22 protein-coding genes, 1 tRNA gene and 11 pseudogenes are annotated in these 26,330 nt (G+C 73.7%); 24 read left to right on the forward strand and 10 right to left on the reverse strand.

Translation table 11 applies throughout. The features are described 5' to 3' along the window. The first annotated feature begins 23 nt into the window (after positions 1 to 23). The 13 genes and pseudogenes from obgE to QQK45_RS15315 all read left to right on the forward strand — a co-directional run bounded on the left by obgE (position 24) and on the right by QQK45_RS15315 (position 11,523). Positions 24 to 1,594, forward strand: a pseudogene (obgE, locus tag QQK45_RS15255) (GTPase ObgE). Beyond that, positions 1,591 to 2,753: pseudogene (proB, locus tag QQK45_RS15260) on the forward strand (glutamate 5-kinase). Before obgE ends, proB begins: the two co-directional pseudogenes overlap by 4 nt. Before the next feature lie 85 nt (positions 2,754 to 2,838). Further along, a complete protein-coding gene (locus QQK45_RS15265) occupies positions 2,839 to 3,393 on the forward strand; it encodes a dihydrofolate reductase family protein (protein ID WP_284294019.1) in 555 nt (184 codons plus the stop codon). 80 nt (positions 3,394 to 3,473) lie between these two features. Continuing rightward, positions 3,474 to 4,556: an LLM class flavin-dependent oxidoreductase gene (locus QQK45_RS15270; RefSeq protein ID WP_284294020.1), complete on the forward strand. Its 1,083-nt coding sequence runs from the start codon at positions 3,474 to 3,476 to the stop codon at positions 4,554 to 4,556. Positions 4,557 to 4,565: 9 nt separating this feature from the next. Further along, positions 4,566 to 5,909 (forward strand): glutamate-5-semialdehyde dehydrogenase, encoded by a 1,344-nt coding sequence (locus QQK45_RS15275; RefSeq protein WP_284294021.1) that lies wholly within the window; start codon positions 4,566 to 4,568, stop codon positions 5,907 to 5,909. 143 nt (positions 5,910 to 6,052) lie between these two features. Then, entirely contained in the window at positions 6,053 to 6,196 is a 144-nt protein-coding gene (locus QQK45_RS15280; RefSeq protein WP_284294022.1) for a hypothetical protein, read from the forward strand. A 98-nt stretch (positions 6,197 to 6,294) separates the two neighbouring features. Then, a pseudogene (nadD, locus tag QQK45_RS15285) lies at positions 6,295 to 6,866 on the forward strand (nicotinate-nucleotide adenylyltransferase). Beyond that, positions 6,863 to 8,044, forward strand: a complete 1,182-nt coding sequence (locus QQK45_RS15290; RefSeq protein ID WP_284294023.1) for a hypothetical protein — start codon at positions 6,863 to 6,865, stop codon at positions 8,042 to 8,044. Before nadD ends, QQK45_RS15290 begins: the two are co-directional and overlap by 4 nt. Beyond that, positions 8,041 to 8,423, forward strand: a pseudogene (gene rsfS / locus QQK45_RS23600) (ribosome silencing factor). Before QQK45_RS15290 ends, rsfS begins: the two are co-directional and overlap by 4 nt. Before the next feature lie 7 nt (positions 8,424 to 8,430). Beyond that, positions 8,431 to 9,132 (forward strand): histidine phosphatase family protein, encoded by a 702-nt coding sequence (locus tag QQK45_RS15300; RefSeq protein WP_284294024.1) that lies wholly within the window; start codon positions 8,431 to 8,433, stop codon positions 9,130 to 9,132. A 44-nt stretch (positions 9,133 to 9,176) separates the two neighbouring features. Next, positions 9,177 to 9,249, forward strand: a tRNA-Ala gene (locus QQK45_RS15305). Between the two features lie 104 nt (positions 9,250 to 9,353). Further along, positions 9,354 to 9,800: an alternative ribosome rescue aminoacyl-tRNA hydrolase ArfB gene (arfB, locus tag QQK45_RS15310; protein WP_284294025.1), complete on the forward strand. Its 447-nt coding sequence runs from the start codon at positions 9,354 to 9,356 to the stop codon at positions 9,798 to 9,800. 105 nt (positions 9,801 to 9,905) lie between these two features. Beyond that, positions 9,906 to 11,523 (forward strand): annotated as a pseudogene (locus QQK45_RS15315) (ABC-F family ATP-binding cassette domain-containing protein). A 30-nt stretch (positions 11,524 to 11,553) separates the two neighbouring features. Here the strand turns inward: QQK45_RS15315 and QQK45_RS15320 are convergent. From QQK45_RS15320 to QQK45_RS23335, 5 genes and pseudogenes are all read right to left on the reverse strand, one after another. Further along, positions 11,554 to 12,507 (reverse strand): N-acetylglucosamine kinase, encoded by a 954-nt coding sequence (locus QQK45_RS15320; protein WP_284294026.1) that lies wholly within the window; start codon positions 12,505 to 12,507, stop codon positions 11,554 to 11,556. Between the two features lie 88 nt (positions 12,508 to 12,595). Beyond that, positions 12,596 to 12,727, reverse strand: a pseudogene (locus QQK45_RS15325) (6-phospho-beta-glucosidase); the annotation flags it as partial. A 107-nt stretch (positions 12,728 to 12,834) separates the two neighbouring features. Continuing rightward, positions 12,835 to 13,854, reverse strand: a pseudogene (locus QQK45_RS15330) (family 4 glycosyl hydrolase); the annotation flags it as partial. Beyond that, a complete protein-coding gene (locus tag QQK45_RS15335; RefSeq protein ID WP_284294027.1) occupies positions 13,851 to 14,702 on the reverse strand; it encodes an ROK family protein in 852 nt (283 codons plus the stop codon). The pseudogene QQK45_RS15330 and the gene QQK45_RS15335, both read right to left, overlap by 4 nt. A 223-nt stretch (positions 14,703 to 14,925) precedes the next feature. After that, a pseudogene (locus QQK45_RS23335) lies at positions 14,926 to 15,084 on the reverse strand (winged helix-turn-helix transcriptional regulator); the annotation flags it as partial. 220 nt (positions 15,085 to 15,304) lie between these two features. On the opposite strand from QQK45_RS23335, the gene QQK45_RS15340 reads away from it, so the two are divergent. From QQK45_RS15340 to QQK45_RS15360, 5 genes are all read left to right on the forward strand, one after another. Further along, positions 15,305 to 16,480, forward strand: a complete 1,176-nt coding sequence (locus tag QQK45_RS15340) for an extracellular solute-binding protein (RefSeq protein WP_284294028.1) — start codon at positions 15,305 to 15,307, stop codon at positions 16,478 to 16,480. Next, a complete protein-coding gene (locus tag QQK45_RS15345; protein ID WP_284294029.1) occupies positions 16,450 to 16,665 on the forward strand; it encodes a hypothetical protein in 216 nt (71 codons plus the stop codon). Before QQK45_RS15340 ends, QQK45_RS15345 begins: the two co-directional genes overlap by 31 nt. A gap of 16 nt (positions 16,666 to 16,681) precedes the next feature. After that, positions 16,682 to 17,683, forward strand: coding sequence for a carbohydrate ABC transporter permease (locus QQK45_RS15350; RefSeq protein WP_284294030.1), 1,002 nt, complete (start codon positions 16,682 to 16,684; stop codon positions 17,681 to 17,683). Then, positions 17,680 to 18,588 (forward strand): carbohydrate ABC transporter permease, encoded by a 909-nt coding sequence (locus QQK45_RS15355; protein WP_284294031.1) that lies wholly within the window; start codon positions 17,680 to 17,682, stop codon positions 18,586 to 18,588. Before QQK45_RS15350 ends, QQK45_RS15355 begins: the two co-directional genes overlap by 4 nt. Before the next feature lie 167 nt (positions 18,589 to 18,755). Continuing rightward, entirely contained in the window at positions 18,756 to 19,115 is a 360-nt protein-coding gene (locus QQK45_RS15360) for a glyoxalase superfamily protein (RefSeq protein WP_284294032.1), read from the forward strand. A 31-nt stretch (positions 19,116 to 19,146) separates the two neighbouring features. On the opposite strand, the gene QQK45_RS15365 is transcribed toward QQK45_RS15360, so the two are convergent. Next, positions 19,147 to 19,575, reverse strand: a complete 429-nt coding sequence (locus QQK45_RS15365) for an iron chaperone (RefSeq protein ID WP_284294033.1) — start codon at positions 19,573 to 19,575, stop codon at positions 19,147 to 19,149. Positions 19,576 to 19,676: 101 nt separating this feature from the next. Further along, a complete protein-coding gene (locus QQK45_RS15370) occupies positions 19,677 to 20,441 on the reverse strand; it encodes an SDR family oxidoreductase (protein WP_284294034.1) in 765 nt (254 codons plus the stop codon). 100 nt (positions 20,442 to 20,541) lie between these two features. Here QQK45_RS15370 and QQK45_RS15375 point away from each other — a divergent pair, with 100 nt between their 5' ends. Next, positions 20,542 to 21,387 carry a helix-turn-helix transcriptional regulator gene (locus QQK45_RS15375; protein WP_284294035.1) on the forward strand — a complete coding sequence of 282 codons (846 nt, stop codon included), beginning with the start codon at positions 20,542 to 20,544 and terminating at the stop codon, positions 21,385 to 21,387. Between the two features lie 7 nt (positions 21,388 to 21,394). On the opposite strand, the pseudogene QQK45_RS15380 reads toward QQK45_RS15375, so the two are convergent. Then, positions 21,395 to 22,652, reverse strand: a pseudogene (locus tag QQK45_RS15380) (RNA polymerase sigma factor). After that, positions 22,649 to 23,067 (reverse strand): annotated as a pseudogene (locus QQK45_RS15385) (YciI family protein). Before QQK45_RS15385 ends, QQK45_RS15380 begins: the two co-directional pseudogenes overlap by 4 nt. A 140-nt stretch (positions 23,068 to 23,207) precedes the next feature. On the opposite strand from QQK45_RS15385, the gene QQK45_RS15390 reads away from it, so the two are divergent. From QQK45_RS15390 to QQK45_RS15395, 3 genes and pseudogenes are all read left to right on the forward strand, one after another. Then, positions 23,208 to 23,369, forward strand: coding sequence for a hypothetical protein (locus QQK45_RS15390; RefSeq protein WP_284294036.1), 162 nt, complete (start codon positions 23,208 to 23,210; stop codon positions 23,367 to 23,369). 11 nt (positions 23,370 to 23,380) lie between these two features. After that, a pseudogene (locus QQK45_RS23340) lies at positions 23,381 to 23,566 on the forward strand (zinc-binding alcohol dehydrogenase family protein); the annotation flags it as partial. A gap of 164 nt (positions 23,567 to 23,730) precedes the next feature. After that, positions 23,731 to 24,255, forward strand: a complete 525-nt coding sequence (locus QQK45_RS15395; RefSeq protein ID WP_284294037.1) for a zinc-binding dehydrogenase — start codon at positions 23,731 to 23,733, stop codon at positions 24,253 to 24,255. A 49-nt stretch (positions 24,256 to 24,304) separates the two neighbouring features. Here the strand turns inward: QQK45_RS15395 and QQK45_RS15400 are convergent, their stop codons facing one another. Then, complete coding sequence (locus tag QQK45_RS15400; protein ID WP_284294038.1) at positions 24,305 to 25,147, reverse strand: alpha/beta fold hydrolase; 843 nt, start codon at positions 25,145 to 25,147, stop codon at positions 24,305 to 24,307. A gap of 102 nt (positions 25,148 to 25,249) precedes the next feature. On the opposite strand from QQK45_RS15400, the gene QQK45_RS15405 reads away from it, so the two are divergent. Further along, positions 25,250 to 25,831, forward strand: coding sequence for a TetR/AcrR family transcriptional regulator (locus tag QQK45_RS15405; RefSeq protein WP_284295067.1), 582 nt, complete (start codon positions 25,250 to 25,252; stop codon positions 25,829 to 25,831). 58 nt (positions 25,832 to 25,889) lie between these two features. Then, a complete protein-coding gene (locus tag QQK45_RS15410; protein ID WP_284294039.1) occupies positions 25,890 to 26,312 on the forward strand; it encodes a DapH/DapD/GlmU-related protein in 423 nt (140 codons plus the stop codon). Positions 26,313 to 26,330 lie beyond the last annotated feature (18 nt).

Here is a 26,330-nt window from a genome sequence, read left to right on the forward strand (position 1 = left end):
CCCTGCTCGAGAGGACTCTTCCCATGGCGACGTTCGTCGATCGCGTGGTGCTCCACGCTCACGGCGGTGACGGCGGCAACGGTTGCGCGTCCATCCGCCGGGAGAAGTTCAAGCCGCTCGCCGGCCCCGACGGGGGCAACGGTGGCAACGGCGGGTCCGTGATCCTCCGCGTCGACCCGCAGACCACCACCCTGCTCGAGTACCACCACGGGCCGCACCGGCACGCGCCGTCGGGCACCCAGGGGATGGGCGACCACCGTGCGGGCGCGACCGGCGCCGACCTCGTCCTCGGCGTCCCCGACGGCACGGTCGTGACCTCGACCGACGGCGAGATCCTCGCGGACCTCGTGGGCGCCGGTGCGGAGTTCATGGTGGCCGAGGGCGGCCGTGGCGGGCTCGGCAACGCGGCGCTCGCGAGCCAGCGGCGCAAGGCGCCCGGCTTCGCGCTCCTCGGTGAGCCGGGCGACGAGCGGGACGTCGTCCTCGAGCTCAAGACCATCGCCGACGTCGCGCTCGTCGGCTACCCGAGCGCCGGCAAGTCGAGCCTCGTCGCCGCGATCTCCGCGGCCCGCCCCAAGATCGCGGACTACCCCTTCACCACGCTCGTGCCGAACCTCGGCGTCGTGCAGGCCGGGCAGGCGCGGTTCACCGTCGCCGACGTCCCCGGGCTCATCCCCGGCGCGAGCGAGGGCAAGGGTCTCGGCCTGGAGTTCCTGCGGCACATCGAGCGCTGCGCCGTCATCGTGCACGTGCTCGATTGCGCGACGCTCGAGCCGGGCCGCGACCCGATCAGCGACCTCGACGTCATCGAGAGCGAGCTCGCCGCCTACGCGGGGGACCTGGACGAGGAAGCCGGGGTCGCCGGGGGCGCGTCCCGCTCATGGAGCGTCCGCGCGTCGTCGTGCTCAACAAGATCGACGTGCCCGAGGCCCGCGAGCTCGCGGACTTCGTCCGCCCGGAGCTCGAGGCGCGTGGGCTGCGCGTGTTCGAGATCTCGACCGCGAGCCACGAGGGCCTGCGCCCTCTGACGTTCGCCCTCGCGGAGATCGTCGACCAGGCGCGTGCCGAGGCACCCGCGCCCGAGCCTGCCCGGATCGTGCTGCGACCCCACGCGGTCGACGAGAAGGGCTTCACCGTCACCCGCCGTCAGGACGCCGACGGCGTCTACTTCGAGGTGCTCGGCGCCAAGCCCGAGCGCTGGGTGCGCCAGACCGACTTCTCGAACGACGAGGCCGTCGGCTACCTCGCGGACCGCCTCGCGCGGCTCGGCGTCGAGGAGAAGCTCTTCGCGACGGGTGCCGTCGCCGGCGACGAGGTGCGGATCGGGTCCGGCAACGGCGCCGTCGTCTTCGACTGGGAGCCCACGCTGCTCACCGGCTCCGAGCTGCTCGGCGGCCCGCGCGGGACCGACCTGCGTCTCGACGACCGCCTGCGGCCGTCGCGCAAGGAGAAGCGCGCCGAGTTCCACGAGCGCATGGACGCCAAGGCGGCCGCGCGCGAGGAGCTGTGGACCGAGCGGTCCTCCGGTCACTGGTCCGACCCGGCCGACGAGGCCCGCGCCGCGTCCGACGACGCCGGGGACGACCGGGCATGACGGCGACCGTCGCGCCCGTGGTGGGCACGGGTTCGCGCGCCGACGTCGCGGGGGCGCGCCGCGTCGTCGTGAAGATCGGCTCGTCGTCCCTCACGGGCGCCGACGGTCTGCTCGACGTCGACGCGCTGCACCGGCTCGTCGAGGTGCTCGCCGCGCGCCGCGCCGACGGCACCCAGGTGGTCCTCGTGACGTCGGGCGCGATCGCGGCCGGCGTCGGGCCCTCGGGCTGTCGGGGCGCCCCAAGGACCTCGCGACCGCCCAGGCCGCGGCGAGCGTGGGGCAGGGTCTGCTCGTCGCGCGGTACACCCAGGCGTTCGGAGCGCACGACCTGCGCGTCGGCCAGGTGTTGCTGACCGTCGAGGACACCGTCCGGCGCGGGCACTACCGCAACGCCCAGCGCACGCTCGAGACGCTGCTCGACCTCGGCATCGTGCCCATCGTCAACGAGAACGACACCGTCGCGACCCACGAGATCCGGTTCGGCGACAACGACCGCCTCGCCGCGCTCGTCTCGCACCTGGTGCGCGCCGACGCGATGGTCCTGCTGACCGACGTCGACGGCCTCTACGACGCGCCGCCCAGCCAGCCCGGGGCGCAGCGCATCCGCGAGGTGCGCTCGCCCGACGACCTGGACGGCGTCGAGGTCACGGGGCGGGGCTCGTCCGTCGGGACGGGCGGGATGATCACCAAGCTGGACGCCGCGCGGATCGCGTCGGCGTCGGGGGTCGCCGTGGTGCTCGCGCGCTCCGACCAGGTCGCCGACGCGCTCGCGGGCGAGGACGTCGGGACGTTCTTCGCGATCCTCGGCAAGCGCTCGAGCCGGCGCCGGCTCTGGATCGGGTACGCCGCGCGCTCCCAGGGGCGCCTCGTGCTCGACGCCGGTGCCGTCCGCGCCGTCCAGGGCGGCCGGGCGTCGCTGCTGCCCGCGGGCGTGGTGCGCGTCGAGGGCGAGTTCGACACGGGCGACGTCGTCGACCTCGTGACCGAGGACGAGCGCGTCGTCGCGCGGGGGATCGTCGCGTTCGACGCGTCCGAGCTGCCGCAGCTCCTGGGCCGCTCGACGCACGACCTGCGCGCCGACCTGGGCGAGGGGTACGACCGGGAGCTCGTCCACCGCGACGACCTGGTGCTCGTGCGCGGGCGGCGCGCCGCCTCCTGAGTCCCGGGCGCGCCGCGGCGATGACTCCGGCGCACCACGACGGCCTACCCGGGTGACAGCTTCCCCGACCGACCGGAGACCCAGCGTGCGCTCGCTCGTGATCACCCAGAACCTCACCCTCGACGGCGCCGTCGAGATGCTCGACGACTGGTTCGAGCCCACCGCCCAGGCGGACCAGTCCGATCTGCTCGCGGAGCTGCTGCGCCAGGACGAGACGGCCGACGCGATGGTCGTCGGCCGCCGGACGTTCGAGGACTTCCGGGGCTACTGGCGCCACCGTGACGACGACCCGACCGGCATCGGCGCCTACCTCGACGAGGTCGCGAAGTACGTCGTCTCGTCGACCCTCTCCGAGCCCGCCTGGGAGCACACGACCGTGCTCGACGGCGACCCTGTCGAGCAGGTCCGGGCCCTCCTACAGGCGCCGGGACAGGACGTCGTGGTGACCGGCAGCATCACGCTGTGCCATGCGCTCGTGGCCGCCGACCTCGTCGACGAGTACCGGTTCTTCGTCTACCCGGTCGTCCAGGGACGCGGCCGGCGCCTGTTCCCCGAGGGGACACGGATCCCGGCCCTCCGGCTCCTCGAGGCCCGGACGTTCGAGGGTGGTGTCGCGCTGCTGCGGTACGGCCGCGCCTGACGGCGTCACAACCGTCCGGAGCGCGAGACGAACGCCGCGCGCGTTGACGCGGAGCCCCGGTCGCGGCTCGACTGCGCGGCGTGACCACCGACCTCCCCCGCATCACGCGCCTCGCCTTCCTCACTCCCGGCAACTTCCCCGACGACGACCCGGCCACGGGCCTCGAGCACACGCTCCAGGTGTTCGAGGCGGGGGAGCGGCTCGGCTACGGCGGCGCGTGGGTGCGCCAGCGGCACCTCGAGCACGGGGTGTCGTCGGCCGTGGTGTTCCTCGCCGCGGCGTCGCAGCGTACGACCCGCGTCGAGCTGGGGACCGCCGTCATCCCCGTCGGGTACGAGAGCCCGTGGCGGCTCGCCGAGGACGTCGCGACCGCGGACGTGCTGTCCGGCCGGCGGCTCCAGGTGGGGCTCTCGGCGGGCACGCCGCCCCACGTCGAGCTCATCGGCGAGCGGGTGTTCGACGGCGACTGGTCCGGCCAGGACTTCTCCCACGCCCGGATCGAACGGCTCGCGGAGAACCTGCGCTCGGAGTACCTGGGGGACGAGGACACGGTCGTGCGCTCGCCCGGCAACGTCCAGCGTCCGCGGCTCCAGCCGCGGGCCGACGGCATCGTGGACCGGCTCTGGTACGGGGCCGGGTCGTGGCGCTCGACCGCGTGGGCCGCGCGTACCGGCCTCAACCTGCTGAGCGGGAACATCGTCGCGGGCGAGGACAGCGACGACTTCGCGACCCAGCAGCGCCTCAACGTGCGGCGCTACCGCGAGCAGTTCGTGGGCGGCCGGACGCCCCGCGTCGCGCTCGGGCGCGTCGTCCTCCCGCTCGACGGCGCCGACCGCGCGACCCGTCGGCGGTACCTCGCGTACGAGGAGAGCCGGCGGGCGCGCACGCTCGGCCCGCAGGGCGAGCGTCGGACGCTGTTCGCCCGCGACCTCGTCGGCACGTCCGAGCAGATCCTCGAGGCGCTCGCCGCGGACGTCGCGCTGCGCGAGGCAGGCGAGCTGCGCCTCGAGCTGCCCTACGAGCTCGAGCGCGACGACTACGAGCAGATCCTCACGGACGTCGCGACCGCGATCGCCCCCGCGCTGGGCTGGCGCCCCGAGGATGCGGCACCCGCGTCTCGCGTGCTGACACCGGCCTCCCCGGACGTCGTCTCCCGCCCGTAGGCTGGACCCATGACGACGCTCGCCCACGACGCCCCGACCCCCGGCACGACGACGACTCCGGCCCCCGCGCCGGGCGGCGCGCCCGCGGTCGACGTCGAGGAGGCCGTGCGGGGCGTCGCGCGACGCGCCAAGGTCGCGTCGCGGGCGCTCGCGACCGCGACGCGCGCGGCCAAGGACGCGGCCCTCGAGGCTCTCGCCGACGCGCTCGTCGGGGCCACCGACGAGATCGTCGCGGCCAACGCGCTCGACCTCGATCGCGGCCGGGCGAACGGGCTCCCCGACGGGCTGCTGGACCGGCTCGCGCTCACGCCCGAACGCATCGTCGGCATCGCCGACGCGCTGCGCGAGCTCGCGGGGCTCCCCGACCCGGTGGGCGAGGTCGTGCGTGGCCAGACCCTGCCCAACGGGCTGCGGCTGCGCCAGGTGCGCGTGCCCATGGGCGTCGTCGGGATGATCTACGAGGCGCGGCCCAACGTGACCGTCGACGCCGCGGGTCTCGCGCTCAAGAGCGGCAACGCCGTCGTGCTGCGCGGAGGGTCCGCCGCGGCCGAGTCCAACCGCGTGATCGTGGGCGTGCTCGGGCGGGCGCTCGAGGGCGTCGGGCTGCCGGCCGACCTCGTCCAGTCCGTCGACGAGCACGGCCGTCCGGGCGGGGTCGCGCTCATGCACGCGCGCGGGCTCGTGGACGTGCTCGTGCCCCGCGGCGGGGCGGACCTCATCCAGACGGTGGTCCGCGAGTCGACGGTGCCCGTGATCGAGACCGGCGTGGGCAACTGCCACGTGTACGTCGACGCGGGCGCGGACGAGGCGATGGCCCTGGAGATCCTGCTCAACTCCAAGACGCAGCGCGTCGGGGTCTGCAACGCCGCCGAGACCCTGCTCGTCCACGCGGACGCCGCGCCCACGTTCCTCCCCGCCGCGCTCGCCGCGCTCGCCGGTGCGGGCGTCGTCGTGCACGGGGACGACGAGACGGCTCGGCTCGCGCCCGAAGGCGTCGACGTGCTGGCTGCGACCGACCGGGACTGGGCGACCGAGTACCTCGCGCTCGAGATCGCGGTGCGCGTCGTGCCGGACCTCGACGCGGCCATCGAGCACATCCGGACGTGGACGTCGGGGCACACCGAGGCGATCGTGACGCGGGACCTGCAGGCGTCCGAGCGGTTCGTCGCCGAGCTCGACTCCGCCGCGATCATGGTCAACGCCTCGACGCGGTTCACCGACGGCGGCCAGCTCGGCCTCGGCGCCGAGATCGGGATCTCGACCCAGAAGCTGCACGCGCGCGGCCCGATGGGGCTCGCGGAGCTCACGACGACCAAGTGGGTCGTCCACGGCGACGGCCACGTGCGCCCCTGACGCGGCCGCGGGAACCAGTGGGTCGCCCGACCCAGCGGACGTGAGACACTTGTGCCGCCCGCCAGTCCGTGGCCTCCGGGTCGGTGGTGGGCGACAAACTGTCAGGCGCGACGCGGCGGCGTCGCGAGAGCGTAGGAGGACTCGTGTCCGCAGCTGTTCTGGTCGCTGAGAAGGTCGTCAACGAGCTCCCGGTCTCCCCGTACGTCTACGGCGGGACGGCCCTGGCGGTGCTGGTCGCCCTCCTCGCGGTGACGTTCGCGTTCCGCAGCGTCGGCACGCGTCACTGAGAGGCGCTGAGGCACAGGGTGCGAGTGCACTCTTGGACGCCGCTGCAGGCATGTCACCCGTGGTACCGATGAGCGACGCGCCCGTGCGCCTGGGCGTCATGGGCGGGACGTTCGACCCCATCCACCACGGGCACCTCGTGGCGGCCAGCGAGGTCGCCGCGCGGTTCGCGCTCGACGAGGTCGTGTTCGTCCCCACGGGGCAGCCGACCTTCAAGCAGCACCAGCGCGTCACCGCCGCCGAGCACCGCTATCTCATGACGGTCGTCGCGACCGCGTCGAACCCCGGTTCACCGTGAGCCGGGTCGACGTCGACCGGGGTGGCCTGACCTACACGATCGACACCCTGCGCGACCTCAAGGCACAGCGCCCGGCGGCCGAGCTCTTCTTCATCACCGGCGCCGACGCGATCGAGCAGATCGTGCGCTGGAAGGACGCCGAGCAGCTCTTCGAGCTCGCTCACTTCGTGGCGGTGACGCGCCCCGGTCACCAGCTGTCGCTCGAGGGCCTCCCCGCCGACCGGGTGACCATGCTCGAGGTCCCTGCCCTCGCCATCTCCTCGACCGGCGTGCGCGAGCGCGCCGCGTCCGGTCTGCCCGTCTGGTACCTGGTGCCCGACGGCGTCGTCCAGTACATCAACAAATACGGTCTGTACGAAGGTCCTCACGCATGAGCGATCAGGGTGGATCCATGCCGGGTGGCGCGCCGCTGACGCGCCGGGAGCTCCGGGAGCGCGAGCAGGCGCTCGCGGCGGCCCGCGAGGAGCAGCAGCGTGCCGCGGAACGCCGCGCCACGCTCGAGCGGCTCGCTCGTGAGCGAGCCGCGCAGCAGTCGCCGCCGACGCCTCGCCCCGCCCCGCCGGCGCGTCCGGCGGCCGCGCCTGCCGCCCCCGCGCCGAGCCCGGCACCGACGTCCTACCCGGCGCCGGGCGCCGGCTACCAGGCGTCCGGCGTGAGCGCGCCGTGGGGTCCCGCCGCCGGTTCGCCACCGCCCGCTCCCGCGGCGCCGCCCGCCCGGCGTTCCATGCGAGACGGCGGCCAGCCCGCCCCCGTGGTCCGCCCGCCCGCGGGCGTGGCGAGCACGCGTGCCGTCGACGCGACGGGCCGCCTCATGCCGGTGCAGCCCGTGGCTCCGACGGCCGCACCGCCCACGACGCCCCCGTCGGCGCAGCCGTCCGCCGCTCCGACGCGGACCTCGATGCGGCCCGGGCCGTCGGCCGCCCCCGTGGCTCCCGCCGCTCCGGTTCCCGCCTCTCCGGCGTTCGGTCCGACGAGCGGTGGCCCGGCGCCCGCACCCGCGTTCGGCGCGACCACCGGTGGGCCGGCCGCGGCGCCCTGGGCGTCGACGAGCGGTGCGACGCCCGCGGGCCCGGCCGCCCCGACGCCGGCTGCTCCCGCCTGGGCGGCGGAGTCCGCCTGGGCGGCGGACGCCGCACCGCAAGCCTTCCCGGCCACGGTCCCGGGCCCGTCCGACACGCCCGACCCGTCCGCGGGCTACGACCCGGCGGCGACGGTCGTCGCCCCGTGGGGCGCGGTCGGCGCCGAGCAGCAGGCCTCGGCGATGGCGTTCGCGCCCACGAGCGGCGCTCCCGCCCCCGTGCCCGGCGCCACGTCCGCGTTCGGCGAGGACGTCGACGACTACGACGACGACGAGATCGAGGAGCCCCGCCACGCCTACACGTGGCTGCACTACCTCATCCTCGTCGTGGTCGCGTTCGTGCTCGGCCTGCTGATCTGGCAGCTCATCGGGAAGCCGTCGTCGACGGCGCCCGGCGCCGCCGCCTCGGCCGTCACCGTCCTGCACACCACCCCGCACGACACCGTGCGCCACGACCCCGAGGGATCCCTGTGACCGCATCCGCCCGTGCCGTCGAGCTCACCGTCGCCGCAGCCCGCGCTGCCGCCGACCTCAAGGCCGAGGAGATCATCGCCCTCGACGTGAGCGAGCAGCTCGTCCTCACGGACGTGTTCCTCATCGCGTCCGGGACGAACGAGCGGCAGGTCGGGGCCATCGTCGACGCCGTCGAGGAGGCCCTGCACAAGCTCGGCGCCAAGCCGCTGCGCCGCGAGGGCAAGGGGAGGGGCGCTGGGTCCTGATCGACTTCGGCGACGTCGTCGTGCACGTGCAGCACGCCGAGGACCGCGTGTACTACGCGCTCGAGCGGCTGTGGAAGGACTGCCCCCTGGTCGAGCTGCCCGCGGACGTCGTCGCGGCCACGGCCGCCGAGTGACGCGCCGGTGAGCGCGCGCACCCTCGTCCTCGTCCGGCACGGCCGGACCGAGTGGAACGCCACCGGACGCCTGCAGGGCCACGCGGACGTCGCGCTCGACGACGTCGGGCGCTGGCAGGCCCGGCGCGGCGCCCAGACGCTCTTCCGTCGGCACCAGGCCGCGCTCGTCGTGGCGTCGGACCTCAAGCGCGCCGCGCAGACCGCCCAGGCGTACGCCGACGCCGCGGGCGTTCGCGTCGTGCTCGACCCACGGCTCCGCGAACGCGGGTTCGGGCAGTGGGAGGGGCTGACCCAGGACGAGCTCGTCGACGGCTGGCCCGAGCAGTACGGGGCCTGGCGTCGCGGCGAGGAGCCCGTCGGGATCGGTGCCGAGAGCAAGGCCACCGTGGCGGACCGCATGGTCGAGGCGATCCGCGGCTACGCGGACGACCTCGACGCCGGGCAGACGCTCGCCGTGGTCTCACACGGCGCCGCCATCTCGCTCGCGATCGCGAAGCTGCTCGGGCAGGACGCGTCGTACTGGCGGGGGATCGCCGGTCTCAACAACGTGCACTGGTCCCAGCTGAGCCGTGCGGCAGCCGGCGCGACCCCCGACTGGCGCCTCGTGACGCACAACGCGGGGCCGGACTACCCGCTCGACGAGTGGAACGCCGGACCGGCCGACCTGGGCGACGACGCGGATTGGATTTCCGCCCCGAGTTCCGCCTAGACTGACGACGCTCCGCAGGACGGAAACGTCAGGCGGGACGTCTCGGGGCTGTGGCGCAGCTGGTAGCGCACCTGCATGGCATGCAGGGGGTCAGGGGTTCGAGTCCCCTCAGCTCCACCGAGAGAAATGCACGAGAGCCCGGCCGAACGGCCGGGCTCTCGTCGTCTTGGTGGGCCGGTGTCTTGGTGGGCCGGTGCACCCGCATGCGGCACGATGGGACGATGCCCGCTCGTGCCCGCCCCGGTCTTCCGGTGAGCCCCGCGCTCACCATCCCGCGGGCCGAGCTGACCGAACGGTTCTCGCGCTCGTCGGGACCGGGCGGGCAGGGCGTGAACACCACGGACTCGCGCGTCGAGCTGTCCTGGGACGTCGGCCGGTCCGCCGTCCTGACTCAGGCGCAGCGGGACCGGCTCGAGACGCGGCTCGGTGCGCGGCTCGTCGACGGCGTCCTGACCGTGGTCGCCTCCGAGCACCGCGAGCAGCTCCGCAACCGGGACGCCGCGGCCCGGCGGCTCGTCGCCCTCGTCGCCGCCGCGCTCGCCGCCCCGGCGAGGAGCCGGCGCCCCACGCGCCCGACCCGCGGCTCCCAGGAGCGACGCCTGGCCGCCAAGAAGCAGCGCTCGGCGACCAAGAGCCTCCGTTCGGCGAGGCCTCGACGCGAGGACTGACGACGCGCCCGCTCCCGCGGCGAGTCCGCGGCGGCGGAAATCCGGGCGACCCGACCCGCCGCGTCGTGCGATCCTTGGCCGTCAGCTCTGCCGAAAGGAACCACCGTGGGCCACCTCGAGGTCGGGCACGTCGAGTACGTGCTGCCCGACGGCCGGATCCTTCTCGACGACGTGTCGTTCCGTGTCGGCGACGGCAGCGCGACGGCTCTCGTGGGCCCCAACGGCGCCGGGAAGACCACCCTCCTGCGGCTGCTCACGGGGAGCTCGCGCCGTCGTCGGGCACGGTCACGCGGAGCGGCGGGCTCGGTGTGATGCCTCAGTTCGTGGGCTCCGTGCGGGACGAGACCACGGTCCGCGACCTGCTCGTGTCGGTCGCACCGGACCGCGTCCGCGACGCGGCGCGGGCCGTGGACCGGGCCGAGCTCGCGGTCATAGAGGTCGACGACGAGGCCGCCCAGATGGCGTACGCGCAGGCGCTCGCGGACTGGGCCGATGCCCGGGGCTACGAGGCGGAGACCCTGTGGGACGAGTGCACGACGGCGGCGCTCGGCGTCCCGTACGAGCGCGCGCAGTGGCGGGAGGTCCGGACGCTGTCCGGTGGTGAGCAGAAGCGGCTGGTGCTCGAGGCGCTGCTCCGCGGCCCGGACGAGGTGCTGCTCCTCGACGAGCCGGACAACTACCTCGACGTCCCCGGCAAGCGCTGGCTCGAGGACGCGCTCCGGGGCACCCGCAAGACCGTGCTGTTCGTGAGCCACGACCGCGAGCTGCTGGCCCGGGTCGCGGACCGGGTCGTGGCGCTCGAGCCGGGGCCGGGCGGCGCGGACGCGTGGGTGCACGGCGGCTCGTTCGCGACGTTCCACGCCGCCCGCCGCCAGCGGTTCGCGCGGTTCGAGGAGCTGCGTCGACGCTGGGAGGAGAAGCACGCGCAGCTCGTGCGCCTCGTGCGGGACCTGCGCCAGGCCGCCGCGAACAGCCCGGACATGGCGTCGCGCTACCGTGCCGCGCAGACGCGGCTGCGGAAGTTCGAGGAGGCGGGCCCGCCGCCCGAGCCGCCGCGCGAGCAGGACATCACGATGCGCCTGCGCGGCGGCCGGACGGGCGTGCGGGCGATCACGTGCGAGGGCTCGAGCTCACCGGCCTGATGCAGCCGTTCGACCTCGAGGTCTTCTACGGCGAACGGGTCGCGGTGCTCGGCTCCAACGGGTCGGGCAAGTCCCACTTCCTGCGGCTGCTGGGCGGCGGTGACGTCGCGCACAGCGGGTCGTGGCGGCTGGGCGCCCGCGTGGTGCCGGGCTCGTTCGCGCAGACCCACGCGCACCCCGAGCTCGTCGGCCGCACGCTGCTCGAGATCCTGTGGGAGGACCACGCCCACGACAAGGGCCGCGCCATGCCGGTCCTCGGGCGGTACGAGCTGATCGTCGCCGCGGACCGCCCGTTCGAGAAGCTCTCGGGCGGTCAGCAGGCGCGGTTCCAGATCCTGCTCCTCGAGCTCAGCGGCTGCACCGCGCTGCTGCTCGACGAGCCGACCGACAACCTCGACCTCGAGTCCGCGGACGCGCTCCAGGAGGGGCTCGAGGCGTTCGACGGGACGGTCGTCGCCGTCACGCACGACCGCTGGTTCGCGAAGTCCTTCGACCGGTTCCTCGTCTTCGGGGCGGACGGCGTGGTGCGGGAGTCCGACGAGCCGGTCTGGGACGAGCGGCGCGTCGAGCGCGTGCGCTGAGGCGCGCGCAGGCGCCCGGCCCCGACCCGGTCAGCGGACCGGCGCGTCCCCCACGGGTGTGCTCGCGACCGCGGCGACCCGGGCCCGGGCGCGGGCGACCGCGCCGGGGTCCGCGCCGGCGTCGGCGAGCGTGAGGGCGGCCGCGCCGACGATCGGCCGTTCCCGCGTGGGCCGCAGCTCGGCGCGCGGGAACGTAGGCGTCAGGGCGTCGTGCACGCGCGCGAGCAGGCCGGGGTCCTCGGCCGCGAGCACGCCACCGCCCAGGACGACCGGGACGCGGGCGTCGTGCAGATCGAGCCGGTCGAGCGCGACCCGAGCGAGGAGCCCGATCTCGTCGCCGAGGCGGTCGACGATGGACCGCGCCACCGGGTCGCCGTCGCGGGCTGCGGCGAGGACGACCGGCGCGAGGCCGGTGAGGTCGTCATGCGCGATCCGGCCGAAGTGCAGCCCCTCGACGACGGCGGTGAGGTCGTGCTCCCCGAAGTACCGGGGGATGAGGGTCGTGAACGCCGTCGGGTCGCCGCGCCCGTCCTCGGCCCGTGCCGCGTACCAGAGGGCCTCCTGCGCGATGCCCGAGCCGCCGCCCCAGTCGCCCGAGATCGGGCCGAGCGCGGGGAACCGGGCGTCGCGCCCGTCGGCCCGGACGCCCACGCAGTTGATACCCGTGCCGCACACGACGGCGACGGCGTCGGGGGCGTCGGTGCCCGTACGGAGCAGGGCGAACATGTCGTTGTCGAGGCGCACGGGCGCCTCGCGCGCCCACGCCAGGTCGGCGACGGCCGCGCGGAACGTCGTGATCTCCTGCGGGAGGTCGAGCCCCGCGAGGTAGGCGCCGACGGCGGCCACGGGCAGCCCTGCCTCGGCGCGCACCTGCGACACGAGCGCGTCGACGACCCCGACCGCTGTGGCAAGTCCCCGGGTCTGGGCGTTGGACGCGCCGCCGCGCGCGAACGCGAGGACCGTGCCCTCGAGGTCGACAGCCACGGCGTCGGTCTTGGACCCCCGCCGTCGAGGGCGATCACGACCTGCGCGCGGGGGTCACCCGCGTGCACCCGGGGCGCGCCGTCGGCCGTCATCGTGCCCACGCGAGGTGCTCCCTGTTCCCGGCGAGGAGGAGGTCGGTGAGCTGCTCGGCGCCGTCCCACTGCCCGACGAGCGGATGGGCGAGCAGGGCGTGCAGCACCCGGTCGCGGCCGCCGTGGACGGCGGCGTCGAGCGCGAGTCGCTCGTAGCCCGCGACGTGCGAGACGAGGCCCGCGAGATCGGGGAGAGGGCCGGGAGCTCGATCGCGACGGGGCCGTCCGCGGTGATGGTCGCCGGGACCTCGATGACGTGGTCGTCGGGCAGGAACGGCAGGGAGCCGTCGTTGCGGAGGTTCACGACCTGCACGTCGCGCGCGTCGGACAGGAGTGACGCGATGAGGTCGACCGCGGCCTCCGAGTAGTACGCGCCGCCGCGCTTCTCGAGCAGCTCGGGCTTGGTGTCGACGTGCGGGTCGGCGTACAGCTCGAGCAGCTTGTGCTCGACCTCGCGGACCGCCTCGGCGCGCGTGGCCGAACGCAGCTGCTCGCGCAGCACCTCGTCGTGCGCGTAGTAGTAGCGCAGGTAGTAGCTGGGCACGGACCGCAGCATCGTGAGCAGCTCCGCCGGGAGCTCGACCTCGGACGCGAGCGCGCCGAGGTGCGTGGTGAGCAGGTCGCCCAGGACCTCGCGCTCTCCGACGCGGACCCCCAGCTCCCATGTGAGGTGGTTGAGGCCGACGTGGTCGAGCCGGACGTCGCGGTGGTCGACATCGAGCAGCCTCGCGAACCGGCGCTGGAAGCCGATCGCGACGTTGCACAGCCCGACGGCGCGGTGCCCGGCTTCGAGCAGCGCGCGCGTCACGATGCCGACGGGGTTGGTGAAGTCGACGATCCAGGCGTCCGGCTTCGCATGACGCCGGATCTGCTCGGCCACCTCCAGGACGACCGGCACGGTGCGCAGGGCCTTGGCGAAGCCGCCCGGACCGGTGGTCTCCTGGCCGAGCACGCCGGCCTCGTGCGGGAAGGTCTCGTCGCCCTGCCGGGCGTCCTGACCGCCCACGCGGAGCTGGAGGAGCACGACGTCCGCGTCGGCGACGCCGGCCGCGACGTCCCGGTGCAGCGTGACCTTGCCCGGGTGGTCGACCCGCGCGAACATCCGCTGCGCCATCCCGCCGACGAGCGCGAGCCGTCGCTCCTCGACGTCCACGAGCGCGAGCTCGTCGATCGGGAGCTGGTCGCGCAGCCGCCCGAAGCCGTCCACGAGCTCCGGCGTGTACGTCGACCCGCCGCCTACCACCGCAAGTTTCATCTCTTCGTCCTGTCGTCCTCGGTTGTCGTCGAGCGGCGAGGGGAGCGATCCGTCCCACGTGCCGCTCGGGGTTCAGTCGATCTGCCCCGCGGCGTCGAGCAGGCGGTCGCGCAGCCCGCGGCCGAGCACGTCGCGCGCCCCCGCAGGACGGCGTCGTCGACCTGGCTCGCCGCGACCCGCGTGTGCCAGGGCGTCGACGCGGACAGCCAGTGCGCGACGAGCCCGGCGAGCCGGTCGCCCCCGGCGCCGGCGGGCGGGCCGGCGAGCACGAGCAGGCCGGGGTCGAGGGTTGCGAGCACGGGCGCCACCGAGAGCGCGATGCGCCGGGCGACCCGGTTGAGCGTCTCGTCGTGGGTGGCGATCGCGTCGAGCGTGGCTGCCGCGTCGTCCGGGTCGGCGCCGGGGACCGCCTCCCGGAGCGCGAGGTCGAGCACCGCCTCGACGCTGAGGAGGTGGTGGATCGTCGGCGGGTCGACCGGGTCGGTGAGCTGGACGTCCGCGGGGACGGGCAGGTACCCGATCTCGCCGGCCGCGCCCGCGATTCCCTGCACGACGACGCCCCCCAGGTCGACGGCGAGGCCGACGCCAGGCCCCATCCAGAGCTCGACGAAGCCGGGCGTGCCCTGCCCCGCGCCGTGCACGCGCTCCGCGACCGCGGCGAGCTTCACGTCGTTGTCGAGCTGCGCCTCGCAGCCGAGCGCGTTGGCGAGCGCGGTCCGGACGCCGTGGGAAGGCCAGCGGGGAAGTCGTCGGCGAAGCGCAGCGCGTCGGTGACGGGGTCGACGGACGCGGACACGCCGACGACGGCGAGTCGGAGGTCGGCGCGGTCGACGTGGCCCGCCCGGCACGACTCGGAGACGATCTCGGCGACCTCGCCGATCCCGGAGCGGGGTCGCGGGCGCGCCGGACGGCGCCGTGCTCGCGGCCCTTGACGTCGACGACGGTCGCGGTTATCGAGTCCTGGTCCGCCGCGACCGCGACGCCCACGTGCCCGGTGTCGACGACGTCGTATGCGGCGGCGTCGGGCCCGCGGCTGGTGGATACCCGTGCGACGGAACCGATGAGGCCCTTGCCCTCGAGGCGCTGAACGGCTTGGGCGGCAGTCTGCTTGGAGAGCCCGGTGAGAGTGCCGATCCGTGCCCGTGTCAGCGGACCGTGCTCGAGCATGAGCTCGACGACCCGGCGGTCGTTGAGGGCTCCCACCAGGGCGGGACCGGTCGTTCCGGACATCGCTCGTCTCGCTCTCGCGTGCAGGGGTTGGAGGCGGAGGACTCCCGGATGCTAGCAGGAGTCCTGTCTGTGCGTGTGGCTCCTACTGTGCCACAGGACACGTGCGGTCGTGACCCGATCGACTCCAGTTCGTAACATCCCTGGTCTTGGCACGGAAGACTTCCGGGTGCACACTGTCAGGAATCCTGTCCATAAGGACGACGTCGTCATGGAGGAAGCCGTGAGAATCACCCTTCGAGCCCGTACGCGTGCCGCGGCGGTCGCCGTCGTCGCGGGAGCCGCCGCGCTCGCACTCTCCGGGTGCGGCAGCGGCGGGGACGGCGGCGCCCAGACCCCGATCGCCTCGGCCGCACCGAGCCACCTGGCGGGCACCGTGAGCCTGTGGCACTTCTTCTCCGACCGTGAGGCCAAGGTCATCCAGGGAGTCGTCGACGACTTCGAGAAGGCCAACCCGGACGTCAAGGTCGTCGTCCACTCCGGCCAGGACGACGAGAAGCTCCGCAAGGCGATCGCGGCCGGCAACGACGTCGACGTGGCGGTCTCCTACTCGACGGACATCGTCGGCAACTTCTGCCAGTCCGGTGCGTTCCAGGACCTCGCCCAGTACCTCCAGCGCGACAAGGTCGACCTGGACCAGCTGCTGCCGACCGTGCGCAGCTACACCGAGTTCGACGGGACCCGGTGCGCGATGCCGGTGCTGGCCGACGCGTACGGGCTCTACTACAACAAGTCGCTGCTCGCGAAGGCCGGGATCACCACGCCGCCCAAGACCCTCGACGAGCTCGAGGCCGACGCGCTCAAGCTCACCACCTACAACGCCGACGGCTCGATCAAGACCCTCGGCTTCAACCCGTGGATGGGCTACCAGGAGATGGCGCCCGCGCACCTCGCCCCGGCCACGGGCGCGAAGTGGCTGGACGAGGACGGCAAGTCCCTCGTCGGCTCCGACCCCGGCTGGAAGGAGCTGATCGAATGGCAGAAGGCGTTCGCCGAGAAGATCGGCACCGACAAGCTCAAGAAGTTCACCGCCGCGAGCGCTGACGAGTTCTCCGCGCAGAACGACTTCGAGATCGGCCGCGTCGCGATGAACCTCGACGGTGAGTGGCGCGTCGCGTTCATGAAGGACCAGGCGCCGAAGGTCGACTACGGCACCGCTCCGTTCCCGACCGGGTCGGACCACACCGACCTGTACGGCGGCGGGTACCTCACGGGGAACATCGGCGGCATCGCGAAGGGCTCCAAGAACCCCGAGCTCGCCTGGGCGCTCCTCAAGTACCTCACGGTCGACACCGACGCCGTCGTCAAGCTGGCCAACGGCCTCCAGAACGTGCCGACGATCACGTCGGCCTACGACTCCCGGACCTCGTGCGGGACCCGCACTTCGAGACGTTCCTGAAGATCGCGCAGGACCCGCACAGCCTCACGACGCCGCCCAGCCCGAACGGCGCGGGGTACCAGCTGGCCTTCGGTGACTGGTGGCAGAAGTACCAGTCGCAACCGGGCACGAGCGACCTCGACGCCCAGCTGAAGAAGGTCGACGACCAGATCAACGCGGCCGCGTCCCTCAACTCGGTCCCCTGACGGGCTCGGAGCATCCATGACCGCCCTGTCCGACACCCGCCCGGCCGGGGTGCCCCGCACCCCGGTCGGGGCGCCGGCACCGCGCCGTCGCTCCGGCCTGCGCCGGCACCGTCAGCGGGTCGCGCTGCTGCTCGTCACCCCGGCGCTGCTCGGCCTGCTGATCTTCTTCGTCTACCCGCTGATCGCGACGGTGTTCTACTCGTTCACCCACTACGACCTCGTGTCGTCGCCGCGCTGGGTCGGCCTGGCCAACTACAAGTACCTGTTCACGCAGGACCCGAACGTCGTCCAGGCCGCCCGCAACACCCTCTGGTTCGTCGTCTTCATGGTGCCGATCCGGATCCTGTGCGCGGCCGCGGTCGCGGCGCTGCTCACGCGCCCACGCCGCTCCACCGGCGTCTTCCGGACGGTCTTCTACCTGCCGGCCCTCGTACCGCCGGTCGCCTCGGTGCTCGCGTTCGTGTACCTGTTCAACCCCGGACTCGGCCCCGTGAACCGGGTGCTCAAGGTGTTCGGGATCGAGGGGCCGCTCTGGTTCAACGACCCGCACTGGGCCAAGCCGTCGCTGCTGCTGCTCGCGATCTGGATGATGGGCGACGTCATGATCATCATCCTCGCGGCGCTGCTCGACGTGCCGCGGGACCAGTACGAGGCCGCGTCGATCGACGGCGCCAAGGGCTACCAGAAGGCCTGGTACATCACCGTCCCGAACCTGCGGCCGGTGATCGTCTTCTCGGTCGTCACCGGGGTCATCGCGGCGCTGCAGTACTTCACCGAGGCGGCCGTCGCAGCGGGCGTCGCGTCCGGCAAAGCGCTGGTCGGGGAGGGCACCGGGTCGGGCCTCGGCTATCCCGAGGGCTCGACGCTGACGTATCCCCAGTGGCTCTACGTCGAGGGATTCAGCAACTACGCGCTGGGCTACGCGTCGGCGCTCGCCGTCGTCCTCTTCGTCGTCGCCGCCGCGTTCGTGGTCTTCCTCCTGCGGCGCACCAAGTCCTTCACCGGGAGCGGATCATGACCCAGCTCGGCGCCACCCTCGACGTCGCGGTCGGCCCCGGCGCCGCCGGGACCCCGCAGCCTCCCGCGTCCCACCGGCGGCGCCAGCCCGTGCTCCTCTGGGTCGCCGAGCACGTGGTCCTCGTGGCACTCGCGGTGCTCTTCGTGGCGCCGGTGGTGTTCGTCTTCCTCACCTCGGTCATGAACAACGACCAGGCGCTCACCTCGAGCCTGTGGCCCGACCACTGGGCGTGGAGCAACTACGCGCACGTGTTCCAGGTCGCGCCCCTGGCCGCGTGGTTCGGCAACTCCGCCCTCTACGCGGTGCTGGCCACGGCGTTCATGCTCGTCTCGTCGGTCCCGGCCGCCTACGCGCTCGCGAAGATCGAGTTCCGCGGGTCGGGCCTGCTGTTCACGGCGATCATCGTCGCGATGCTGCTTCCGCCGCAGGTGGTCTCGATCCCGCAGTACGTGATGTGGACGAAGCTGGACCTGACGGGCACGCTGTGGCCTCTGATCCTGCCGAACCTGCTCGGGGACGCGTTCTCGATCTTCCTGCTGCGCCAGTTCTTCCTCACGATCCCGAACGAGTACACCGAGGCCGCCAGGATCGACGGGGCCGGCGAGCTCCGGGTGATCTGGAAGGTCGTCCTGCCGATGGCGAAGCCGGGCATCGCGGCGACCGCGATGTTCTTGTTCTTCCACTCGTGGAACGACTACTACGGGCCGCTGCTCTACACCTCGGAGGCCGACCCGGACCACTGGCCCGTGGCGCTCGGCATGGCCACGTTCAAGGGCGCGCACTCGGTCGACTGGTCCACGACCATGGCGCTCACGATGCTCGTCATGGTCCCGGTCGTGGTGCTCTTCTTCTTCGCACAGCGAGCGTTCGTCGAAGGGGTGACGCTCACCGGCGTCAAGGGGTGACACCTGCGCGGCGCGCCCTGCGCCGGTCGCCCTGCTCCGGCCGTCTCGCCCCCACCGGGCCGGGGCGGCCGAGGCCTGTCCGGGACGGGGACACACTCAGGGGACGCCCGCGGCGTGCGCCTTCCTGGCAGCATGGGTGGAGCGGCCCGCGACGGAGGTGCGTCAGCATGAAGGTCACGAGGATCATCCCCGACGTCCGCGTCCCCGACCTCGACGCCGCTCGCGGCTTCTACGCGGACTACCTCGGCCTCGACGTCGAGGAGTTCGACCTCGGCTGGGTGACCCGGCGTACGTCGTCGAGCACGGGTGCGGTCGTGCAGCTGCTGACCGGTGACGCGACCGCGGCGGAGGACCCGCTCGTCTCGGTCATGGTCGACGACGTCGACGCCGCGTTCCGCGAGGCCCGGGAGCGTGGCTACGAGATCGTCCACCCGCTGACGACCGAGGCGTGGGGCGTGAGCCGGTTCTTCGTGCGCGCCCCGGACGGCACGGTCCTGAACGTCGTGCAGGAGCGCCCCGGCTCATGAGCCCGGCGGTGGGCGAGCACCTGCTCCCGGGTCAGCCGACCGCGCGCCGGACGAGCTCCGCGATCCGCTTCGCGTCGTCGTCGGTGAGCTCCGTGAGCGCGTACTCGGTGGCCCACATGCTGCCGTCGTCGAGCTGCGCGACGTCGTTGAACCCGAAGGTCGAGTAGCGCATCTTGAACTTCGACGACGGCTTGAAGAAGCACAGCACCTTGCCGTCCTTCGCGTACGCGGGCATGCCGTAGTAGGTGCGGGGGACGAGCGTGGGCGCGGCCTCGGTGACGATGTCGTGGATGCGCTGGGCGAGCGCGCGGTCCGGCTCCGGCAGCCCGGCGATCTTCTCGGCGACCGCGGCCTCGCCCTCGGCACGGTCGTTCGACGCCTTGAGCTCCTTGGCCCGCTCCTTCATCGCGTCGCGCTCGGCGGCGCTGAAGCCGCTCGTGGTCTTCGTCGTGGTGGCCATGGCCGGTCCTTCCGTCGTGAGGTCGTGGGAACGAGTCCCACGCTAGGCGGCGGGCCGCGGGCACGGCTTCTCGAATCCTGACCGGTCTCGGCGGGCGTGCGTCAGTGCCCGCGCGGGTCCAGGCGGTTGAGGGTCGCGACGACGTCCGCGTAGTCGCCGCGGGCCTCGCCGTAGCGCAGGAACTTCACGTTCTCGACCTGGATCTCGGTGGCGTCGGGCTGCGTCTCGAGGAGCTCCATCACCTCGTCGACGAACGCGTCGAGCGGCATCGCGAACTCGCTCTCCGCCTGGCCGGGCATCAGGTCGGTGCGGACCGACGGCGGCTCGAGCTCGACGACCCGCACGCTCGTGCCCGCGAGCTGGAGGCGGAGCGACTCGCTGAGCATGTGGATCGCGGCCTTGGACGCGTTGTAGCTGGGCGTCGCGGCGAGCGGCGCGAACGCGAGCCCCGACGAGACGGTCATGATCGTCGCGTCCGGCCGCGTCTGCAGGTGCTCGACGAACGCCGCGATCAGCCGGACCGGCCCGAGGACGTTGGTGGTCACGGTCGCCTCGGCGGAGTCGAGGAAGCCCGCGGGTGTGCGCCAGTCCTCGACGCGCATGATGCCGGCCATCGCCACGAGCGCGTTCAGGTCCGGGTGGTTCGCGAGGACCTGCTTGGCGGCGGCCTGGACGCTCTCCGGGTCGGTGGTGTCGACCTGGACGGTGTCGAGGCCCGGGTGCTCGGCGGCGATCCGCTCGAGGAGGTCGGCGCGACGCCCGCCCACGACCACGGTGTTGCCCGCAGCCTGGAGGCGGAGCGCGAGGGCGAGGCCGATGCCGCTCGTCGCGCCGGGGATGAAGACGGTGTTTCCGGTGATCTGCATGCTCCGAGCCTGGGCCGGTCCGCGCGCGGCTACCAGGGCCCGTCGAGCGGGGGATCGCGGATCCCTGGTTCGGCCCCGCGGCACCCGCCATGCTGGGGACATGGACCGACCCGACCGTGCCGCCCTCGCCGCGTTCCTCCGCAGCCGCCGCGAGCGCCTGCAGCCGGCCGACGTGGGTCTCCTGCCCGGGCTGCGCCGTCGGGCACCGGGGCTGCGGCGCGAGGAGGTCGCGCAGCTCGCGACCATGTCGACGGACTACTACACGCGGCTCGAGCAGCAGCGCGGCCCGCAGCCCAGCACGCCGATGCTGGCGTCGCTCGCGCGGGCGCTGCGCCTCACGCCCGACGAGCGCGACTACCTGTACCGCGTCGCGGGCCACGACGCGCCCGACCGCCTGCGGGGCGGCGAGCACGTCGCGCCCGCCCTCCTGCGCGTGCTCGACCGCCTCGCGGACACGCCCGCGCTGATCCTGTCGAACCTGGGGGAGACGCTCGTCCAGAACCGGCTCGCGACAGCGCTGTACGGGGAGCCGGTGCGCACGGGCGACCTGGAGCGCAGCGAGATCTACCGCTGGTTCACCACGGACACGGCACGGCTCGTCTACCCCGCCGACGACCGCCCGCGCCAGTCGCGCGCGCTCGTCGCCTCGCTGCGCGCGGCGTACGGGAGCATGGGCCGGTCGTCGCGGGCGGGCCGCATGGTGCGCGAGCTGAAGCGGCGCAGCCCGGAGTTCGCGGAGCTGTGGGACCGGCAGGAGGTGGCCCAGCGCTTCGCCGACCACAAGGTGATCGTGCACCCCGAGGTGGGGCCGATCGAGCTCGACTGCCAGGCGCTGTTCACCGAGGACCAGTCGCAGGCGCTGCTCGTCCTGACGGCCGAGCCGCGCAGCGAGGCCGAGGAGAAGCTGCGGCTGCTCGCGGTCGTGGGCGCGGAGTCGTTCGGCTGAAGCCCGGTCACGCGTGCTCGAGCCGCGCGGCCTTGGCCTCCAGCACGGCGCGCTCGGCCGCGTTGCCGCACCGCTCCGCGGCGTCGAGGTAGGCGCCCCGCGCCTCCGCGCGCCGGCCGAGCCGCGCGAGCAGCTCCCCGCACGGCGGGCAGCAGGTGGGAGCGGGTCAGCGCTCCCGCGGCAGCGAGGTCGTCGACGATCCGCAAGCCGGCCTCGGGGCCGCTCGCCATGGCGACCGCGACCGCCCGGTTCAGCGCCACCACGGGCGACGGCGCGACCCGGCCGAGCGCCTCGTACAGCAGCACGATCCGGTCCCAGTCCGTCTCGGGGACCGACGGCGCGACCGCGTGACACTCGGCGATCGACGCCTGGAGCCCGTACGGGCCGAGGCCGCGTCCGGCCGCGCTGGCGGCGGCGAGCGCGGCCCTGCCGCGGCGGATCGCGTCGCGGTCCCACCGCCGGCGGTCCTGGTCCTCGAGGAGCACGGGACGGCCGACGTCGTCGAGCCGGGCGGGGAAGCGGGCGGCGGTGAGCTCGAGCAGCGCGAGGAGGCCGAGCGGCTCGGGCTCCGGGACGAGACGTGCGAGCGACCGCGCGAGCCGCACCGCCTCCGATGCGAGGTCGGCGCGGATCCAGGCGTCGCCGCCGGTCGCCGACGAGCCCTCGGTGAAGATCACGTAGACCACGCTGAGCACCGAGCCGAGCCTCGCGGCGCGCTCGTCCGGGTCGGGCACCGCGAACGGCACGCGGGCCGCGGCGAGCGTCTTCTTGGCGCGGGTGATCCGTGCCTGCACCGTGGGGACGGGGACGAGGAAGGCGGCGGCGATCTCCTCGCTCGTCAAGCCTGCGACGACGCGCAGGGTCAGCGCGACGCGCGCCTCGGGGGACAGCACGGGGTGGCACGCCGTGAACATCAGCGCGAGGACGTCGTCGTCGACGGCGTCGGGGTCGAACAGTACGTCGGGTCCGGGGACGGCGTCGTCGAGCTCGCGCGCGAGCGCGGCGTACCGGGCGTCGCGGGCCGCCCGGCGCCGGAACGCGTCGATCGCGCGCCGTCGGCCGACCGTGAGCAGCCAGCCCGCGGGCTCCCCGGGCACGCCCGCCGTGCCCCAGGTCACGAGTGCCTCGGCCACGGCCTCCTGGGCCACGTCCTCGGCCAGGGCGAGGTCGCCCGTGTACCGGGCGAGCGCGCCGACGATGCGCGCGGACTGGGTCCGCCAGACCGCCTCGACGACGCGCCCGGCCCGGTCGGGGCCCTCGGTCACAGCTGCCCGGTCGACTCGCGCCAGGCGCGCTCCTTGCGGATCCACTCGTTGTCCTGGGGGAACTCGTCGATCTGCGTCACGCGGCGGACCTCGATCTTCGTGCCGTCGGTGAACGGCATCCGCCGGGCCCAGGCGACGGCGTCGTCCTTCGTAGGCACGTCGAGGATGTAGTACCCCCGAAGAGCTCCTTGGTCTCGCCGTAGGGGCCGTCGGTGACCACGGGCTCCTCGCCCGTGAAGTCGACGACGACGCCCTGGCCGGCGTCGTCGAGGCCCTCGGCCGCGAGCAGGACGCCCGCGCGGACGAGCTCGTCGTTGAACCGGCCGATCCCGTCGAGGATCTCGTCGAAGCCGATGCCCTGGAACTTCTCCAGAGCGTCGTCGTCCGATCGCATGATCAGCATGTACTTGGCCATGGTGGTGCACTCCCTGGGTCGTGGAGGGCTGCGTGCCAACCCTCTCATCCCCAGGTCGAACGGGCGCGGCCCGGATCGACACGCGTCGGCCGCCGGTCGCGCCGGGTCGCGTGGCCGCGCCGTCGGGGGATGCTGGACGGGTGAGCGCCACCCTGCCCGCGTCGGGCCTGCACGCGAACGTCGCCCTCGGCTACACGGCGAACCGGCCGGTCTCGGACCCGGCAGCGTTCGTCGAACGGGTCCTCCCGGTCCCCGAGCCGGGGCCGGGGAGGTGGTGGTGGCCGTCGAGGCCGTCTCCGTGAACCCGGTCGACGTGAAGCAGCGCGCGAACGCGGACCCGGACGGCTTCCGGGTGCTCGGGTACGACGCCGCGGGGACCGTCGTGGCCGTCGGTCCCGACGGGCCGGCCGGCCCGGTCGGCCACGCGGTGGGCGACGAGGTCTTCTATGCGGGGAGCGTCGGGCGCCCGGGCAGCGACCAGCGCTACCAGGCGGTCGAGGCCCGGCTCGTGGGACGCAAGCCGCGCACGTGCGGCTTCGCCGAGGCGGCCTCGCTGCCGCTCACCGCGCTGACGGCCTGGGAGGCGGTGTTCGACCGCCTCGGCGTGCGCGAGGACGACGAGGGCGACCTGCTCGTGGTCGGCGCGACCGGGGAGTGGGCTCCGTGCTGCTGCAGCTCGTCCGCGCGCGGGCGCCGCGGGTCCGGACCATCGCGACCGCGTCGGGGGACGACGCCGTCCGCTGGGTCCGGGGGCTGGGTGCGGCGGAGACCGTGGACCACCGGTCGGGCGACCTCGGTGAGCAGGTGCTCGCGCTCGCGCCCGACGGCGTGCGCTGGGTCTTCACGTCGCACTCGGCGGGCCAGGTCGAGACGTACGCGCGGGTGGTCGCGCCGTTCGGGGCCGTCGTCGCGATCGACGACGGCCCCCGCGACGTGGCCCCTCTCAAGGAGCGCAGCATCGCCTGGCACTGGGAGTTCATGTTCACCGACCCGTTGCACGCTCCCCGCTCGACGAGGCAGGGCGCGATCCTCGACGCCGTCGCCGACCTCGTGGACGCGGGCGTCGTGCGGCCCACGGTGACGACGACGCTCGGCCCCCTGGCCGTCGACACGCTGCGCGAGGCGCACCGGCTCGTGGAGACGGGGCACGTGACGGGCAAGGTCGTCGTGGCGGGCTGGCCGGACTGAGGCCCGGCGTGGGGAGCCGCCGCGCGACCGCCCGCCCCCGGTCCGGAGGTCAGCCGCGGACGAACGCGAGCAGCGCCTCGTTGACCTCGGCCGGGTGCGTGGCGAGCAGCCCGTGCGGGGCGCCCTCGACCTCGACGTACTCCGCGTCCGGCAGGGCCGCGTGGAAGCGCCGGCCCGTCGCGTCGATCGGGAGGATCCGGTCGGCGGTGCCGTGGAGGATCAGCGTGGGCTTGCCGGCCTCACGCACGGCCTCGACGTCGGCCCGGAAGTCCTCGAGCCAGCTCGGGACGACCGCGTAGGCCGCGACCGGTGCGGAGCCGATCGCGGTCGTCCAGCTCGCCCGGACGGTCTCCTCGCTGATGCGCGAGCCGAGGTTCTCGTCGAGGTTGTAGAAGTCGGCGTAGAACTGCGTGTACCAGGCGTAGCGGTTGCCGCGGGCGGCCTGCTCGATGCCGTCGAAGACGGACTGCGGGACGCCCTCGGGGTTGTCGTCCGTCTGCAGCAGGAACGGCTCGAGCGATGCCAGGAACGCGAGCTTGGCGACGCGCTCGTGCCCGTGGTTCTTGACGTACCGGGCGAGCTCGCCGGTGCCCATCGAGAAGCCGACGAGGATCACGTCGCGCAGGTCGAGCGCCTCGAGGAGGGCGTCGAGGTCGGCGGCGAAGGTGTCGTAGTCGTACCCGGTGCCGACCTTGCTCGACCCGCCGAAGCCGCGGCGGTCGTAGGTGAGCACCCGGTAGCCGGCGTCGAGGAGCTCGCGGGCCTGGAGCTCCCAGCTGTTCCCGTCGAGCGGGTAGCCGTGGATGAGGACGACCGGCTGGCCGGTCCCGTGGTCCTCGTAGTACAGCTCGATGTCGGTGGTGTTCTCGCGTCCGACGGTGATGCGTCCCATGACCAGCCTCTTTCCGAGAGCGGGAGAACGGTCGTTCTCCGCTGTGGGCACTACAGTAGAGAACGATGGTTCTCCGTGCAAGGGCTGGAAGGTGAACACGTGATGGACGACGAGACGGCACGCGACCAGGTCGTGACCGCGGCCGACAGGCTTTTCTACGCGCACGGCGTGCACGCGGTCGGCATGGACGCGGTGCGAGCGGAGGCGCAGGTCTCGCTCAAGCGGATCTACAGCCTGTTCCCGTCCAAGGACGACCTCGTCGTCGCGGTGCTGCACCACCGCACCGAGCAATGGGCCACCGGGCTCGAGGCCGCGGTGCGCGCCGCCGCCACGCCGCGTGACCGGCTGCTCGCCGTCTTCGACTTCCTCGACGCCTGGTTCCGCGAGGACGACTTCCGCGGCTGCGCGTTCATCAACTCGTTCGGCGAGCTGGGGGCGACCTCGCCGGCCGTCGCCGAGGCGGTCCGAGCCCAGAAGGCGGCGTTCCAGGAGTACGTCCTCGGGCTCGTCCGCGAGGAGGGCCTGCCCGACGTCGTGGCGGCGCAGCTCGCCATCCTCGCCGAGGGCGCGCAGACGACGGCGGCGATCTCGGGCGACCCGGCCGCCGCCGCCCAGGCGCGGGAAGCGGCGGCGGTGCTGGTGGACGCCGCCCTGGCGCGCGGGGAACATGCCTCGACGGTCTGACGTTATGTCATGCGAACGTTGCGAAAGGCGAACGTTGCGACAGACGGCAGGAGGACCGATGACGCGAGCAGGACGGGTCGAGTTCGAGAACGACTTCGGCGAGACGGTGGTCTACGTCCGGCACCCCAACGGTGAAGGACTCGTCTCCCCACGCGCGTTCGTGGACACCTCGGCGCGCATCGCCCGCACGGCCTACGTCGAGGAGGGCGCCCGCGTCGGCGCCCGCACCAGCGTGGGCGCAGGAAGCTGGATCGACCAGGGCGTGACCGTCGGCGAGGACGTGGTGATCGGCACGGGCGTCCACGTCGGCCGCGGCTCGACGATCCGCGACGGCGCGCACGTCGGCGCCGGCTCCCGGCTCGGCACGGGCGTGCGGATCGGGCGCGGGGCACGGGTCGTCCCCGACAGCATCCTCGCCGACGACACCGTCGTCCGCGGGCACCGGGTGCGCCGGGGTGACGACTTCGACGTCGCCGCCTGACGGCGCACCCGGCTGCCC

The sequence above is a fragment of the Luteimicrobium album genome (assembly GCF_030161555.1).
Classification (GTDB): Bacteria; Actinomycetota; Actinomycetes; order Actinomycetales; family Cellulomonadaceae; genus Luteimicrobium; species Luteimicrobium album.